Raw genomic sequence first — 15,612 nt, 5'->3', positions numbered from 1 at the left:
AATCTGCTTTAGCTTGCACCAAGTAGCAGTTACGACGATTTTCTCTGGAGACCATGTGATGACCCGGGATGAAGCGTGTGCGTTGCTTCGGGAGCTTCCTGAAGCCATGGCCATGGCGTTGGAAGGAACACTAGAGGAAGCTGTGGCTGTTGAGTCGCGGTTGGAGTCGCTGGATCGCTTGGCGATCGGAGCGAGTCGTTTCAGCGGGACTCCCGATGTGCCGGAGGGATTCGAGTGGCCGGAGACGGAAGACGGTCGAGCCTTGGTTTTTCTGGCGCAGATCAATCTTGAGGAGGTGGCGCAGACCGGGGTTCGAGGGGGGCTACCGGGTCGGGGTTGGTTGTATTTCTTCAAGGATGTGTACGGGGAGGATCTAGAGTTCAATCTTGGTCTTTCGGGTCCGGACGGGCCCGACACCTATGCTGTTCGGTATCACGATGTACGAGTGGATGAGCTTAAACGTATTGAGGATCAGGCCCAGCACCCTGATGATGAGCCCAGCCCGTGTCGTGCACTTGGATTTAGGAAGATCTGGACTTTGTATTTTCCTGGTTCGGATGGTCAGTTGGTGGATTTTGGCCAGGCTGATCAGCAAGACGTAGAGCAGATACAAGCCATCAATGAGATCCTTCAGAGTCTCCTGGAGAGGCTGACGGGCTACCCACGGGATCAGAAAAACTCGCGTCATTGGCTTCTAGGGCGCGCTTTGGGTTTGCAGCCCTTGAGTGATGTCCTCCTCGAAGCTGCCAATCTTGGTGAGGGTGATAGGCTGCAGGAGGAGCTGGTCGGCTTGACACAGGAGGAGATGGTCAGCGTTTTTCAGCGTTACGCGGACCGTTGGCGGTTGTTGTTTCAGATTGACACGGAATACTCGACCCCAAACTGGACCTGGGGAGACTGTGGGCGGTTGTTTTTTGCGATTTCCGTAGAGGATCTTGAGAACGGAATCTTTGATCGTTGCGTGTGCGTGGAGCAGAGTACCTGAGTGGGTGTACGGGGTTTTGCCCGCGGTCTTGCGCCCGCGGCTCGTGTCGCGCTGGGGTTGGTGATTGGGGGTGGGTTGGTTGAGAGGGGATGGGCGGTGATGGGCGTTTGGGCACGGGTCACTCGCCTGCGGCTCGATGACCCGTGGCACCCGGCTCATGGGTGAGAGGGATAGGGTGGGTGGAGGGTGTTGGGTTGTTGTAGGATCGGGGGATGGAGCAGCAGGGTTCGATGATGTCGGGGGTGGTTGAGGGGTGGGGGCGTCGTCATGTGCTGGGGCTGGAGGGTTTGACGCGGGGGGAGCTGGTGGCGGTGCTGGGGACGGCGGCGGGGTTTGGGGAGGTGTCGCGGCGGAGTTTGTGGAAGCGTCAGGACTTGCGGGGGTGCGTGGTGGCGAATCTGTTTTTTGAGGATTCGACGCGGACGCGGGCGAGTTTCAGTCTGGCGGCGAGTCGGTTGTCGGCGGATGTGCTGGATTTCTCGGCGAAGGGGTCGAGTGTTTCGAAGGGGGAGACGCTGGTGGATACGGCGCGGAACATCGAGGCGATGGGGGTGGACGTGATTGTGTGTCGGCATGGTCGGAGCGGGGCGTCGGCGAAGATCGCGGGTGCGGTGGGTTGTGCGGTGATCAATGCGGGGGATGGTCAGCATGAGCATCCGACGCAGGGGTTGCTGGATGCGTTCACGATTGCGCAGCGTTTTGGGCGGTCTGATTTTGATTTGTCGGGGCTGCGGGTGGCGATTGTGGGGGATATTGCGCACAGCCGGGTGGCGCGGTCGAATCTGCATGCACTGAGGACGCTGGGGGCGGAAGTGGTGCTGGTGGCCCCCCCCACCTTGCTGCCGAGTGGGCTGGCCGGTGAGGGGGTGGAGGTGTCGCATGATCTGGATGCGGTGCTGGGCGGGGTGGATGTGGTGAACATGCTGCGGGTGCAGTTTGAGCGATTGAGTGGTCCGGCGTTTCCGTCGACGCGGGAGTATCAGGCGTTGTATGGGTTGACGGTGGCGCGGGCACGGCGGCTGGGTGATCGTGCGGTGGTGATGCATCCGGGTCCGATGAATCGAGGGCTGGAGATCGAGAGTGGGGTCGCGGATGGTCCGCGGTCGGCTATTCTGGAGCAGGTGACGCATGGTTTAGCGGTGCGGATGGCGTGTCTGCTGCTGGTGTGTCGGGCGACGGGTGTGGTGAAGGTTTGAGTGTGGCTGAAACACGAGGCTTGCTGGTGATTTTGTCGGGACCGAGTGGGGTGGGTAAGACGACGATTGCGCGGGCGATGCGGGAGGGCTTGGGTGCGGAGTGGAGCGTGTCGCTAACGACTCGTGAGCAGACGGTGAAGGATGGCGCGGATTACCGGTTTGTGAGTCACGATGATTTTCGTCGGGCGGTGGAGGCGGGTGAGTTGTTGGAATGGGCGGAGGTTTTTGGGAACTGCTACGGGACGCCTAAGGGCCCGGTGGAGGCGGCGTTGGGTGAGGGACGTTTGATCCTGGTGGAGATTGATGTGCAGGGGGCGATTCAGGTGAAAGGTCATTACCCGGAGGCGTTGGCGATTTTTGTTGAGCCGCCGAGTGAGGAGGCGTTGTTGACGCGGCTGCGGGAGCGCAAGCGGGAGTCGGAGGAGAAGATCCAGCGGCGTTTTGCGGAGGCGACGCGGGAGATCCGGGATGCGAAGTCGAGCGGGGTTTATGACGTTTTTGTGGTGAATGATGATTTGGCGAAGGCGGTGGAGAAGACGGATGAGGCGATCCGTGGGCGGCTGGTGGGGGCGGGGTGAGTTGGCTGCGGGTATTGTGTGGGGATGCGAGCAGCGGTTTTCTTAGCGCGGGACGGTGCGATTCTGGCTGATGAGCGGTTGGCGGAGGAGGGTCGGATTGTGTTGGCGAAGGGGGCGGCGTCGGCGGTGGCGTCGATCTGTGGGCTGGGGTATCGGGTGGTGATGCTGGCACCTGAGACGGCGGATGAGGGGCGTCGTGATGCGGAGATCGGTCGGTTGATCGAGGACGCGGCGAACGGGGCGCGGATTGATCAGGTGTGTCGTTATCCGGCGGCGGTGGTGGCGGGTCGCAAGCGGAAGGTGAAGGTGGCGGAGGCGTTGTCGGGATCGGTTGAGCAGCTGGCGGTGGACCTGAATATCGATATGGGTCGGAGTTGGTTGATTGGTGTGGAGGAGGATCAGATTGAGGCGGGGTTGGCTCGTGGGGTGCGGACGATTTTGTTGGATGCGGCGTCGGAGGGTGTGGTTCCGCCAGCGGGTTCGGGGGTGATGGCGGCGTACCGGTCGGGGTCGTTGGTGGAGGCGGTGCGGATAGTGGCTCAGCAGCGTAAGCCGGAGGTGCAGGAGGAGATTCATAAGGCGGAGCAAGGGGGTCGGCGTTGGGACGTGGCGGCGATCGCACGGATTCAGCGGGCGAGGGAGGAGCCGTTGACGCAGGAGGATCTGGAGACGGCGGCGCGGGCGGCGGGTGTGGAGGCGCCGGAGCGAGCGAAGCCGCGGGAGGGTGGTGCGGTGACGACGGTGTTGCCGTCGGTGTCGCGGCCGAAGGTTGAGGAGGTGGAGTTGGAGCCGCGTGTCGAGGCGAAGAAGGATGAGGCCAAGCGTGAGGAGGTTGAGAAAGACGGTCGGGTTGAGGGGCGTGGGGAGGTGACGGCAGAGGGGCGTTTGCTCAAGCAGATTCTGGGTGAGCTGCGGAGTCAGCGGGTGGTGAAGACGGGGGTGTCGCCTTTGCATCTGGTGGCGATGTTGTTGGAGGTGGTGGCGGTGGTGTGTGTGATCGGGGCGTTGTGGATGGCGGCGGGTGATAGCGAGTTGTTCTGGCGGTGGGCGTGGATGGGTGTGATGGTTCAGCTGGGTGCGATCGTGGCGTTGTTGATGCACGAGCGGTCATCGTGATGGGTCGGTCTGGCCGGAAGCGGTTGCTGGTTTATTTTCCGACGTGGCTGGGGGATGGTGTGATGGCGACGGTGGCGCTGTCGGAGTTGCGTGGGGTGTTTTCGGAGGATGAGTGGGAGGTGGTGGGTTATCCGCCTCGGGGGTTGCGGGGGTTGTTCAAGCCGCTGGCGGGTGTGGATCGGTGGCTTGGTCGGTGGTCGGGGATGGGGTTGTGGGCGGAGGCGTGCTGGTTGCGGGGGCTGGGTTTTGATGCGGTGCTGCTGCTGCCGAACAGTTTTCGGAGTGCGCTGGTGGTGTGGCTGGCGGGGATTCCGCGACGGATCGGGTATGCGCGGGATGGGAGAGGGTGGCTGTTGACGGATCGAGCGGAGGCGAGACGAGAGGGTGGGAAGTGGGCAGCGGAGCCGGCGGTGGATTACTACTTGAGGCTGGTGCGGAGGCTTGGTGGTGGCGGTGAGGGGATGTCGGCGATGAGGTTGGTGGTGACTGAGGCGCAGCGGAGAGAGATGGGGGAGCGGCTGGAGGCGCTTGGTGTGGGTGCGGGGGATCGGGTGGTGGTGTTGAATCCTGGGGCGAGCAAGGTGATGAAGCGGTGGCCTGCGGAGCGGTATGGGGCGCTGGCGGATCGGTTGGCGGAGACGTTTGGGGTGGTGGTGTTGGTGAGTGGGTCGCCTGGGGAGCGGGGGATTGCGGGGGAGGTGGTGGCGTCGTCGGAGACGGGGGTGGTGGATGTGACGGGTCGGTTGTCGGTGGGTTTGCTCAAGGCGCTGATGGAGCGGGCGGCGTTGCTGGTGACGAATGACACGGGCCCGCGGCATGTGGCGGCGGCGGTGGGGACGTCGGTGGTGACGTTGTTTGGTCCGACGGGGCCGGAGTGGACGGTGATTCCGTTTGATCGGGATGTGCATGTGATTGCGCGGGATCGGCGGCGGATAGGGGATGGGTTTGCTGGGGGGACGATGGGGGCGATCACAGTGGAGGAGGTGTTTGAGGCGGCGGCGGGGGTGTTGAGGGTTGAGGGGGATCAGGCGTGAAGATTCTGGTGACGATTGAGCGTTTTGATCCGGGGAAGGGTGGTGCGGAGCGATCGACGCAGCAGGTGGTGGAGGGCTTGCGGGATCGAGGGCATGAGGTGACGCTGGCGGCGGGCGTGGTGATGGAGGGGGCGGCGATCGAGGGGGTGCGGATCGAATCGGCGGGGATGCAGAAGCTCAAGAGGGGGTCGGAGGTGTGGCGGTACCGGGGTTTTGTGGCGGGGTTAATTAAGGGAGGTGGGTATGAGGGGTCGTTGTCGGTGACGACGCTGGCGTCGGCGGCGGTGGTGGAGCCGCGGGCGGGGGTGTATCGGTTTTTGCATCGTGCGGCGCTGCGTTGGCAGGCGGGAGGTGTGGGGCGGCTGGGTCGGCGGCTGGGGCTGGTGATGAGCCCGAAGCAGCGGGCGATGCGGGCGGCGGAGGCGGAGACGCTTGGGGACTCGGGGGTGAAGCGGTTTGTCGCGCTGAGTCGTTTTATGCGGGAGCAGTTGGTGGCGGGTGGTGTGGATGAGGAGCGGGTGGTGGTGATCCCCAACGCTGCGCAGCGACCTGTGATGGGCGAGGGTGATCGGGAGCGCGTTCGAGCGGTGTGGGGTGTGGGGGAGGGTGAGGTGGTGTTTGTGTTTCCGGCGCATGCGGTGCGTCGGAAGGGGGGTTGGCCGTTGGTGGCGGCGATGAAGTTGGTGAAGGATGAGCGGGCGGTGTTGGTGATGGTGTGTCCGGAGGAGCGGGGCTTGCGAGCGTGGGTGGAGCGGTGTGGTGTGGGAGGGCGGGTGCGGTTGGTGGGTGAGAGTCGGGCGATGGGAGAGGTGTATGCGGGGGCGGATGTTGTGGTGCTGCCGAGTTATTACGATCCGGCGAGCAAGGTGGTGGCGGAGGCGTTGCTGGCGGGTACGCCTGTGATCACGACGCGGACGAACGGGGCTTGTGATCTGGTGGAGCCGGGGGCGATCGAGGGGTTGGCGGATGGTCGGTGGCGTGGTCGGGTGGTGGATGATGCCGATGATGTGGCGGGGTTGGTGCGGGCGATGGATGAGTTGTGTGATGAGGGGGTGAGGCGGGGGTGCGCGGAGGCGGCTGCAGCGGTGGCGGGGGTGTGTTCGATGGAGCGGCATGTGGAGCGGTTGGAGGGGGAGATAGTGGCGGCGGGTCGCTGAGTGTTTGAGGGGCGGGAAGGTTGATGGAGCACGCACCTGAAGGTGCGTGGCACCCGGCTCTTGACAAGCTTGGGTCGGTCGAGGTGATGGTGGTATTGGTGTTGGTTAGATGGATTTGGAGCGGTCGGGGTTTTGTGTGTCGTGTCCGTTTTGGACGGCCCAGAGGGCGGCGTATTTGAGTTGGGTGGTGAGAGCGGTTTTTTGGGCGACGAGGACGCCAAAGGTTCCGTCGAGGAGCCCTCCCTTTAGGAGCATGAGTTTTAGAAACGTCATCCACGGGCGGAGGAGGATGTCGAGGGGTGTGGCGCGTTTGCCTTGTTCGTATTGCTGTCTTGCGACGAGGAGGAGTCTTGCGTCGAGCCGGCGGCCGGAGAAGTAGTCCTCGAAGCCGGCGGAGGAGGTTCGTTTGTGGAGCAACGCGCCGGTGAGATGCTTTTCTCGGTTTGGGGTTGAGGGCAGGCAGGAGTCGTGAAGGACGTCATCGTTCCAGCGGGCGCGGTGGCGGTGGATGAGGCGGGTTTGGTGGTCGGGGTCCCAGGCGCGGGCGTGTCGGTTGTAGATGTAGTTTTTTCTGGGGACGTGGGCGACGTCGATGGCGTCGAGTTCGGCGTCGGTGAGGTTCTGGAGGGTGGTGGCGAGTTGAGTGTCGATTTGTTCATCGTGGTCGAGGATGAAGACCCAGTCGTTGCGGGCCTGGGCGGCGCCGAAGATTTTCTGTTCGCCGAAGCCGCGCCAGGGTTCCTGGATGTAGCGGGTGGCGTGTTGTCTGGCGATCTGCTCGGTGTTGTCGGTTGAGCCGGAATCGATGATGAGGAGTTCATCGGCCCATGCGGCGGAGCGGCAGGCGTCTTCGAGGGTGTCGGCGGCGTTGGCGCAGCAGATGAGGACGGTGATGTTGGGCATGGGGATAGGTTAGTGGATGGGTTTGGGTGTTGGTGGCCGCGTTGACACAACGCGGCTGGCTTTGTGGTTACTCTTTCGAGGGCTGCTGGTTGCAGGAAGGATTGTGGATGCGGATTTTGTGGGTGACGCCAACGTGGGGGGGTTATCCGTGGTGGCGGTTGGGGGACCTGCGGTCGGTGGCGATGGCGTTGGAGGCTCGCGGGCATGAGGTTTGTGTGGTGGCGGGTTGGGCGGCGGGTGATTCGCCGATGGGTGATCGGGTGGTGGTGATGGAGCGGAAGCGGCGGGGGCCTGAGAGTGTGGCGTTGGTGCGGTTTACGCGGTGGGCGCGGGGCGTGATGGCGCGGGAGCGCTTTGATGTGTCGTTGTCGGTGACGACGCTGGTGTCGGCGGATGTGATGGTGCCGACGCGGAGTCTGTGGCGTGTGGGGTTGAAGCGTGAGCGTGGGGTGCGGCCGGGGCGTGGACTGCGGCGGGCCTTGTTTCCGGGGATTCATGCGTTGTTGTCGGTGGAGCGGGCGGCGCTGCGGGCGCAGGCGAGTAAGCGTGTGGTGGCGATGGATGATGATCTGTGGGCGCAGGTGGCGTCGTCGGCTTATGGTCCGGCGGTGCCGAGTGCGAGTCTGGCGGCCCCGCTGGAGCTGGAGCTGGTGGATGGTGATGAGGCGGGTCGGCGGGTGGGTCGGCTTCGTGAGTCGCTGGGGATTGGGGCGGATCAGAAGGTGGTGGTGTTCGCGTCGCTGCGGCCTGATGAGGATGGGTTGGCGACGGTGCTGGCGGCGCATGAGCGGCTTGTGCGGGCGGGGTTGCCGGTGGTGCTGGTGCTGGCGACGTGGGTGGGTTACGGGTTGAATGAGCGGGTGGCAAGGTTGGGGGTGCGGGATTCTGTTCGTCTGGTGGGTACGCCTGGGCGGTTGGCTGATCTGGTTCGTGCGGCGGATGCGGTGGTGCATCCGGCGTTTGACGGGGCGGGCGAGTTGATGGTTCCGCTGGGTTTGTGCCTGCGGCGGCCGATGGTGGTTTCGGATCGGGTGGGGGGGCTTGATCGGGTGCCGGGGTCGGGCGTGGGGACGCGGGTGGTGGCTTGGGGATCGGGTGCGGGGGTGTGGGCAGAGGCGGTGAGGGGGGTGTTGGAGGCTGGGGGCGTGGGTGCGGGGGATGATGCGGCGTTGGTTGAGGCGCACGGGGTGGGTGTGGCGGCTTCGGGTCTGGAGGCGCAACTGCAAGCTGCCATGGGGGTTAGAGGGCGTTAACCGGTGTTTTTTGCTGTTTCTGGGGGTTGAGGGAGGCTGTGGTTTGCGGGTTGGGGTCGTGTCTTGTTATAGTTTTGGGCTCGGCCGACCGCGACGGGTTGGCCCCAGACGATGAGATGAGCTTATGCCCACGATCAATCAGTTGATCCGCAATCCCCGACGCGACCCGGCTTACAAGTCGAAGGTGAAGGACCTGGATCAGAGTCCGCAGCGTCGTGGTGTTTGTTTGCAGGTGAAGACGGTTACGCCAAAGAAGCCTAACTCGGCGCTGCGTAAGGTGGCTCGTGTGCGGTTGTCGAATGGCAAGGAAGTGACGGCGTACATCGGTGGCGAGGGACACAACCTGCAGGAGCACTCGATTGTGCTGGTGCGTGGTGGTCGTGTTCGTGACCTTCCTGGTGTTCGTTACCACGTTGTGCGTGGTGCGCTTGACTGTCTTGGTGTGGATGGCCGCAAGCGTGGTCGTTCGAAGTACGGTGTGAAGAAGACCGGCAAGTAAGCCGATTTGCAACTCGATATTAGAGGTCTCCATGGGTCGTTTTACGGCGTCTGAGAAGCAGCTTAGTCCTGATCCTCGATACGGGGACAAGGTGTTGTCGCGGTTCATCAACTGCATCATGCTCGACGGCAAGAAGGCCGTAGCGATGCGTGTGGTGTATGGCGCGTTGGATGAGATCGAGAAGCAGACCAAGGGTGAGCCGACGGCGATCGACGTGTTCCATAAGGCGATCAGCAATGTGAAGCCTTCGGTGGAGGTTCGGTCGAAGCGTGTGGGTGGTTCGAACTATCAGGTGCCGATGCAGGTGAATCGCAAGCGTCAGCAGAGTTTGGCGTTTCGCTGGATCATTGATGCGGCGCGGGCTGGCAAGGGTCGCCCGATGCACCTGCGTCTTGGTCGGGAACTGCTGGACGCTTCGCGTGGCGAGGGTCAGGCGATGAACAAGCGGGATCAGGTGCACCGGATGGCGGACGCGAACAAGGCGTTCTCCCACTTCGCCTGGTGACCCCCCCCCACTCCCCCTTGCGTTGGGTGGCTGAGTAGATTGAGATTTCGAGACGCCGGCCTTTGGGTCGGCGTTTTTTTATGGGGATAGGATGTGTTCGTGAAGTCGACGGACGATCTATGGCGTTATCACCGGCAGATGCTGCTGGGGGGTGTGCGTGAGGCGGGGCAGGGGCGGCTGTCGGGTTCGAGGGTGGTGGTGGTGGGGTGCGGGGCGCTGGGGTGTCTGTCGGCGGAGTGGTTGGTGCGGGCGGGTGTGGGTGAGGTGGTGGTGATTGATCGGGATGTGGTGGAGGTGACGAACCTGCAGCGGCAGGTGCTGTTTGATGAGGCGGATGCGGCGGAGGGGCTGCCTAAGGCGGAGGCGGCGCGGCGGCGGCTGGGCGCGATCAACGGGTCGGTGCGTGTGGAGGGTGTGGTGGCGGATGTGACGGCGGGGAATGTGGAGCGGCTGCTGGGGCTGGTGGGTGAGGGGCGTGGGGTGGATGTGATCGTGGATGGGCTGGATAACTTTGAGACGCGGTATTTGCTAAATGATGTCGCGATGAAGCATGGTGTGGCTTATCTGTATGGGGGAGCGGTGGGGATGACGGGTGCGGTGTATCCGGTGCTTCCTCGGACGAGGGGTGAGGATCGGGCGTGGGAGGTGGCGGGGGTGGCGGGGCCTGATCTGGAGGCGATCTTTCCGGAGTTGCCTCCGCCTGGGTCGACGGCGACGTGCGATACGGCGGGGGTGCTGGGGCCGGTGGTGGGGGTGGTGGCGAGTGTGCAGGCGGCGGAGACGATCAAGATTCTGACGGGGCAGTGGGGATCGGTGATGCGGACGATGCTGCATGTAGATTTGAGTACGAATCGTTTCCGGCAGGTGGATGTAGCTGCGCTTGAGGAGGGGGTTGATGGGCGTGGGGGGCGGTATCGGTTTTTGGAGGGGCAGGGTGAGTCGGGGGCGGTGGTGTTGTGTGGGCGTCATGCGGTGCAGGTGAGTCCGGCGCGGGAGGGGGTGCGGCTTGATCTTGAGGCGTGCGCGCAGCGGCTGCGTGAGCATGGTCGGGCTGAGGCGACGACGTTTGTGGTGCGGGCGGTGTTGAAGGAGGGTGATCGCGAGTATGAGCTGACGGTGTTTGCGGACGGTCGGGCGCTCATCAAGGGGACGGAACAAACGGGGGTGGCGCGGGCGTTGTATGCTCGTTATCTGGGTGGGTGATGTCGGGCTGGATGGTGATGTGTTGTTTTCTTGAGGAGTGAGTTGATGCAGCAGGAAGTGATCGGGACGTATCAGATGAATCGGGGGATGATGAAGCAGTTGGCGACTACGATTCCGGCGGAGCGATTCGCTGAAATGCCGAGTGGGATCAACCCGCCGGCGTGGATTGTGGGGCACTGCTGTTATGCGAGTGATGGGATGTTGAAGATGCTGGGTCGGGAGAAGAAGTGTCCTGAGTCGTACACGAAGCTGTTTGGGATGGGTAGTACGCCTGTGTCGGAGTTGAGTGCTTATCCGTCGGCGGAGGCATTGCTGAGTCTTTATGAGTCGATCGGTGATGAGGTGGTGGACGCGGCGGGGAAGGTGACGGCGGAGCAGTTGGCGGGTGAGAATCCGGTTGAGTTTGCGCGAGACCGGATGCCGACGATTGGCGGGATGGTGACGTTTATGATGACGATGCATGAGGCGATGCATGTGGGTCAGTTGTCGGCGTGGCGGCGGGCTTCGGGTTTTGCACCATTGTTCTGATGATCGAAGGGTGACGTGATGTCTGATGCGGATGTGTTGGTTGGTTTTAAGCAGAGTCTGGTGATCGGGTGGTCGGCGAATGGGGATTATGCGCAGCGTCTAGTGGCGGATCTTGAGGGGGATCAGTGGGTGAAGCAGCCAGGTCCGGGGATGAACCATCCGGCGTGGATTCTGGCGCATTTGTCGTTGTATCACGGGGTGTTAGTGACGCTGCTTCGGGGCGGTACGCCTGAGGACCCGAAGGGGCATCGGTTTGGGATGCAGTCGAAGCCGGAGGCGGATGCGTCGGTTTATGGCGATCCGGCGGAGCTGGTGGCGAGGTTTGTGACGGGGCATGTGGAGGTGACGGCGGCGTTGGAGGCCGCGGATGCGGCGGCGTTGCAGCGAGCGATGCCGATTGAGCGTTGGGCGACTCGGTTTGCGAAGGTGAGTGATCTGCTAGGTTATGTGATGCTGGTGCATGAGGCGACGCATCTGGGTCAGTTGTCGGCGTGGCGGAGGGTGCAGGGGTTGGCGTCGGTGTAGTTATGGCCGATGCGGAGCGCCCGCTAGTTTATCTGGATCATGCTGCGACGAGCTGGCCGAAGTCGGAGGCGGTGCTTGATGCGATGGTGCGGTTTGCGCGTGAGGGGGCGGGGAATCCGGGGCGATCGGGGCATCGGCTGGCGGTGTCGGCGGGGCGGGTGGTGTCGGGGGCACGGGGGGCGATCAGTCGGTTGATGGGGGTGGGTGATCCGTCGCGGGTGGTGTTTGGTCAGAACGGGACGGACGCGCTTAACCTGGCGATTGTGGGGATGGCGGCGGGGCTTGAGGGGCGGTTTCATGTGGTGACGACGGCGTTGGAGCACAACTCGGTGATGCGGCCGTTGGAGACGTTGAGGCGGGCGGGGCGGGTTGAGTTGACGGCGGTGGAGTTTGATGCGGAGGGGTTTGTTTCGGCATCGGAGGTGTTGGGGGCGGTGCGAGAGGAGACGCGGCTGGTGGTGATGAGTCATGCGTCGAACGTGCTGGGGACCGTGCAGCCGGTTGAGGAGGTGGCGGCGGGGCTGGTGGGTCGTGATGTGTTGTTGTGTGTTGATGCGGCGCAGACGGCAGGGGTGGTGCCGATTGAGATGGGGGGGCTGGGGGCTGATCTGCTGGCGTTCTCGGGGCACAAGGGGCTGGGTGGTCCGACGGGGACGGGGGTGTTGTGTCTGAGCGAGCGGGCAACGGGTCGGGTGCGGGCGGTGCGGAGTGGCGGGACGGGCGGGGATTCGATATCGACTGTACAGCCTGAGGGGCTGCCGGAGAGGCTAGAGGCGGGGACGGCGAACACGATCGGATTGGCGGGGTTGCTGGCAGCTATCGAGATCGTTGAGGCAGAGGGGGTTGCGGGGCGGTGGGATCGAGAGCGGGCGTTGCGGGATCGACTGGTGGCGGGTCTGCGGGGGATCGGTGGGGTGAGGGTGTTGGGTCCGGTGTCGAGTGAGGGTTGCGTGGGGGTGGTGAGTTTCGTGGCGGAGGGGATGGAGGCTGGGACGTTGGCGGGTGTGTTGGACAGTTCGTTTGGGATTGCGGTGCGGGATGGACTGCATTGTAGTCCAGGGGTGCATGGGGCGCTGGGGTTGCTGCCTGAGGGGGCGGTGCGGGTGAGTGTGGGGCCGGGGACGACGGGGGATGAGGTGGACGCGTTGGTGGGTGCGTTGAGTGCGGTTTTGGGTTGAGTATTGTGGTGTGGGGTTATAAAGAACAAGACCCCGGCTTGTGGCCGGGGTCTTGTGTGTTGTTGAGATGATTCGGCTTACGCCGAAGTCTCGGGCATGAGGTTTAGTAGCTCATGCTGATGCCGGCGTAGACGATGGGGACGACCAGGCTTGAGCCGGTGACACCACGGCCAACGTCGTTGGCTTCGTCGCCGAGGAGAAGCAGGTCGAAGCCGAGGGAGGCTGACCAGTCACCGTACTCGGCGGGGACAAAACTAAGGGATGTTGAGGCGGCGATACCCACGCTGACGAATCCGAAGAACGGATCGTTGCCGCCGCCATCCTGGTAGTAGTTGTTGAGGCTAAAACCAGCGGTGACCGGGAGTGAGAGGGAGACGGGGTAGTCTTCGCTCTCAAGGACGGTGAGGGAGGGCTCGATACCGAGTTCGAGGTAGGTGCCTTCACCGGAGACGCCGTCGGATCCGCCGGAGAACTCCCAGGCGATGGTGGCGTAGGGGTTGAGGGCGAGTTCGTCGAGGAACTCGGAGTCGTCGTAGGCGACGGTCAGGTCGATTTCCTGAGCGAAGCTGGCTCCGCCACGGGGGTTGTAAAGGTTGATGTAGGCGAGATCGACGGTGAAGCCAGCGGGCAGGCCGACGGACACACCGACGATGACGTCAGCTTCGTACCAGCTATCGGTGCCGCCGGGCTGGTGTGAGTGCACCGAGTTCCAGGTGCCGACATAGCCAGCGACGTTGATCTGATCGTCTTCGTAGAGATCGACGGTGATGGTCGCCCACGGCTGGAGGATGAGTCCCTTGTTTTCTTGGGCGATACCACGGAAGTAGTAGGCACTGGTGGTATCGATGCCAAGATCGAGGCTGATGGCGCCGGAGTTGATAGCGGGGCCTTCGGCATCGTCCTGAGCGACGGCTGTGGTGGTGAGGCCGAAAGCTAGAGCGCTCGCGGCGAGAGTTGCTGTGGTCCAGTTCTTGGTCAGTGACATCGAAATCACTCCTTCTTTGAGTTTCAACACCGCGAAGGCCGGGTCCGCTCACGCGGCGGACCCAACATTAAGCCTCAGTCTGAGGCGGAGATTACCTGCGGGATGCTGCTGAAAGTGTTGTCATAGTTTAGTGGGAAAGAGATTGCTGGCTTCGGGGACGCTCTGGGGTGAGCGTGTTGCAGGCCGAAGATACTCTCCACAGCGCATAGCGTAGAGGCCTCGTGGGTGTGTGTCCAGTGGTTGGGGTGCCTGCAAGTGATCAATGTTCGCATGTTCGCCGTTCATTTGATTGGTGAATCGACGTTACCGGGCTTGTGGCTTGAAGTTTCGTCGAGTTTTCGGTCGTCAGGCGGGGCTGAGGCCGCGATAGAGGTCCTGAACGCGCTGGGCTTGGCGTTGGCGGGCGTTGTCGAGGGTGAGTCGGGGGATGCGGAAGTTTTCCTCATCTTCGGGGACGCGGCGGCAGTGTTCCTGGATGACGTCATAAACGAACTTGAAGGCATCGCGGGGCTGGTGCATCTGGTCGAGGGCGTCGACGAGCATGGGCGTGGTGACGTCCTCGTCGAAAAGGTTGACGAGGTAGAAGTCGGTCCCCCCACCCCCGCCTGAGGGCTGGCAGGCACGGAGTCGGGAAGAGCAGAGGTCGTAGAGGGTGGCGCCGGTCCATGAGAGGCGGTCGACGAGGCCCTGTTTGTCGAGGCGGGCTTCCTGGAAGAACTCCTGGGACTCGCGGAAGAGGAGGTGCCGGAGCTCGATGGGCAGGAGGAGTTTGAGGCCGACGCCTGGCTGCTGGAAGAACTTGTTGTCGAATATGGGCCAGATGAGGGGTCTCATGCGGGTGGGGTTACCGGAGATGACGGTGGGTTCATCGACACGGTCCATGAGGACGAGGATCCCGCGGTAGTCGAGGAGTTCGAGGGCGTCGATGAGTCGCTTGGTCAGGCGGTAGCGGCCGTCATCGGCGTGCTTGGGGCCGTCGATGGGGAGGGGCTTTCGAGTGAGGGGTTGTCGGGCGAGGTCGGCGGGTGAGACTTTGCCGAGCATGGCCATGAGTTCCTCGACGGAGCGGTCGATGGGCCGGAGTTCCTTGGCGATGTGTCGGCAGCGGGTCCAGAGGGTGGCGCGTTTCCAGGTCCAGAGGGCGATGAGGGCGATTCCTGTGGCGAGCGATACGCCCGTGGCGGGAACCAGAGCGATGGGGTTGCCGAGTTCGAGGGCGCTGCCGATGGCCAGGAGTGCTCCGGCGATGAGCAGGAGGATGCCGGCCTGGAGGGTGGCCTGGTGGGGCGTTTTCCAGCCGAGGCGTAGTCGTTTGCGGAGGGTGTTGAATCGTGCTGCGGATGAGCCGGAGGCGGGCTGGTCGTAGTAGGCGGCCAGGATCAGGAGATCGGCGCGTTGGTCGCGTCCGGTTTTTCGGAGACGAGTCCAGGTGTCGGTGGGGAGGGGGGCGTCGGCGGCGTTTTCGCTGTCCGGGGCGAGGAGTGCGTCGAGGAACCGTGTGACGGCTCTGCCGAGGATGGCGTCCTGGTGATCGGCGAGTCCGAAGTGGTCGAGCATGGCTTGCTCGTCGCCGCGGTAGAGGCGTGTCATGTGGTCGAGGATGGGGTTGAGGTCGTCGTAGGGGACCAGGAGGACGCGGTCGTGCTCCTGGGCCTGATTGTGTCGTGCGATGTGGCGTTCGATCATGCGTCGGATGGCGGTCTTGCCGGAGCCTTTTTCGCCGAAGACGACGGCGGAGGAGGGCTTGTCGAGGCGGCCGAGGATTTTGGCGTAGTCGGGGTGCATGGGGGTGCCGTCGATCATTCGATCGAGGACGGGGTCGAGTGAGGCTTCTTCGGCGGCGAAGGGGTTGGCGTTGATGCCGTGGTGCCCGAGGAACTTCTCGATATTCATCAGCAGGCTCCGTTTGAGGGGCGTTGGGCGGATCGGGGCTCTGGCCGTCGTTAGGCTATCGCATAGGTTACGCT

The 15,612-nt window shown here is 63.4% G+C and carries 16 protein-coding genes; 13 read left to right on the top strand and 3 right to left on the bottom strand.

Annotated features, from left to right (window positions below; all coding sequences use genetic code 11):
• The first annotated feature begins 58 nt into the window (after positions 1 to 58).
• The 6 genes from RIG82_03665 (at position 59) to RIG82_03640 (ending at position 6,066) form a co-directional block, all read left to right on the top strand.
• Complete coding sequence (locus tag RIG82_03665; protein MEQ9460033.1) at positions 59 to 985, top strand: YwqG family protein; 927 nt, start codon at positions 59 to 61, stop codon at positions 983 to 985.
• Positions 986 to 1,197: 212 nt separating this feature from the next.
• Positions 1,198 to 2,181 (top strand): aspartate carbamoyltransferase catalytic subunit, encoded by a 984-nt coding sequence (locus RIG82_03660; protein ID MEQ9460032.1) that lies wholly within the window; start codon positions 1,198 to 1,200, stop codon positions 2,179 to 2,181.
• 2 nt (positions 2,182 to 2,183) lie between these two features.
• Positions 2,184 to 2,759, top strand: coding sequence for a guanylate kinase (gene gmk, locus RIG82_03655; GenBank protein ID MEQ9460031.1), 576 nt, complete (start codon positions 2,184 to 2,186; stop codon positions 2,757 to 2,759).
• Between the two features lie 24 nt (positions 2,760 to 2,783).
• Positions 2,784 to 3,875, top strand: a complete 1,092-nt coding sequence (locus RIG82_03650; GenBank protein ID MEQ9460030.1) for a hypothetical protein — start codon at positions 2,784 to 2,786, stop codon at positions 3,873 to 3,875.
• On the top strand, positions 3,875 to 4,909 hold the full coding sequence (locus RIG82_03645) for a glycosyltransferase family 9 protein (protein MEQ9460029.1): 1,035 nt from the start codon (positions 3,875 to 3,877) through the stop codon (positions 4,907 to 4,909). Before RIG82_03650 ends, RIG82_03645 begins: the two co-directional genes overlap by 1 nt.
• The gene (locus RIG82_03640; protein ID MEQ9460028.1) at positions 4,906 to 6,066 is read left to right on the top strand and encodes a glycosyltransferase family 4 protein; all 1,161 of its coding nucleotides are present in this window, start codon (positions 4,906 to 4,908) and stop codon (positions 6,064 to 6,066) included. The genes RIG82_03645 and RIG82_03640 overlap by 4 nt, the downstream gene beginning before the upstream one ends.
• A gap of 105 nt (positions 6,067 to 6,171) precedes the next feature.
• Here the strand turns inward: RIG82_03640 and RIG82_03635 are convergent, their stop codons facing one another.
• On the bottom strand, positions 6,172 to 6,969 hold the full coding sequence (locus RIG82_03635) for a glycosyltransferase family 2 protein (protein ID MEQ9460027.1): 798 nt from the start codon (positions 6,967 to 6,969) through the stop codon (positions 6,172 to 6,174).
• Positions 6,970 to 7,076: 107 nt separating this feature from the next.
• Between RIG82_03635 and RIG82_03630 the strand changes: the two genes are divergently transcribed.
• From RIG82_03630 to RIG82_03600, 7 genes are all read left to right on the top strand, one after another.
• Entirely contained in the window at positions 7,077 to 8,222 is a 1,146-nt protein-coding gene (locus RIG82_03630) for a hypothetical protein (protein ID MEQ9460026.1), read from the top strand.
• A gap of 124 nt (positions 8,223 to 8,346) precedes the next feature.
• On the top strand, positions 8,347 to 8,721 hold the full coding sequence (rpsL, locus tag RIG82_03625; GenBank protein ID MEQ9460025.1) for a 30S ribosomal protein S12: 375 nt from the start codon (positions 8,347 to 8,349) through the stop codon (positions 8,719 to 8,721).
• Positions 8,722 to 8,752: 31 nt separating this feature from the next.
• Positions 8,753 to 9,226 (top strand): 30S ribosomal protein S7, encoded by a 474-nt coding sequence (rpsG, locus tag RIG82_03620; GenBank protein MEQ9460024.1) that lies wholly within the window; start codon positions 8,753 to 8,755, stop codon positions 9,224 to 9,226.
• A 99-nt stretch (positions 9,227 to 9,325) separates the two neighbouring features.
• Positions 9,326 to 10,429 carry a ThiF family adenylyltransferase gene (locus RIG82_03615; GenBank protein ID MEQ9460023.1) on the top strand — a complete coding sequence of 368 codons (1,104 nt, stop codon included), beginning with the start codon at positions 9,326 to 9,328 and terminating at the stop codon, positions 10,427 to 10,429.
• Between the two features lie 45 nt (positions 10,430 to 10,474).
• Positions 10,475 to 10,957, top strand: coding sequence for a DinB family protein (locus RIG82_03610; GenBank protein ID MEQ9460022.1), 483 nt, complete (start codon positions 10,475 to 10,477; stop codon positions 10,955 to 10,957).
• An 18-nt stretch (positions 10,958 to 10,975) separates the two neighbouring features.
• Complete coding sequence (locus RIG82_03605) at positions 10,976 to 11,482, top strand: DinB family protein (GenBank protein ID MEQ9460021.1); 507 nt, start codon at positions 10,976 to 10,978, stop codon at positions 11,480 to 11,482.
• Between the two features lie 2 nt (positions 11,483 to 11,484).
• On the top strand, positions 11,485 to 12,660 hold the full coding sequence (locus RIG82_03600; protein MEQ9460020.1) for an aminotransferase class V-fold PLP-dependent enzyme: 1,176 nt from the start codon (positions 11,485 to 11,487) through the stop codon (positions 12,658 to 12,660).
• 103 nt (positions 12,661 to 12,763) lie between these two features.
• On the opposite strand, the gene RIG82_03595 is transcribed toward RIG82_03600, so the two are convergent.
• Both RIG82_03595 and RIG82_03590 read right to left on the bottom strand, forming a co-directional pair.
• The gene (locus RIG82_03595; protein ID MEQ9460019.1) at positions 12,764 to 13,645 is read right to left on the bottom strand and encodes a hypothetical protein; all 882 of its coding nucleotides are present in this window, start codon (positions 13,643 to 13,645) and stop codon (positions 12,764 to 12,766) included.
• A 345-nt stretch (positions 13,646 to 13,990) separates the two neighbouring features.
• Positions 13,991 to 15,538 carry a hypothetical protein gene (locus RIG82_03590; GenBank protein MEQ9460018.1) on the bottom strand — a complete coding sequence of 516 codons (1,548 nt, stop codon included), beginning with the start codon at positions 15,536 to 15,538 and terminating at the stop codon, positions 13,991 to 13,993.
• Between the last annotated feature and the right edge of the window lie 74 nt (positions 15,539 to 15,612).

It is taken from the genome of Phycisphaeraceae bacterium (genome assembly GCA_040222855.1).
Taxonomy (GTDB): Bacteria; Planctomycetota; Phycisphaerae; order Phycisphaerales; family Phycisphaeraceae; genus Mucisphaera.
Note: the sequence above shows the minus strand (reverse complement) of the source record. Positions and strands in the feature narration are given on the sequence as shown.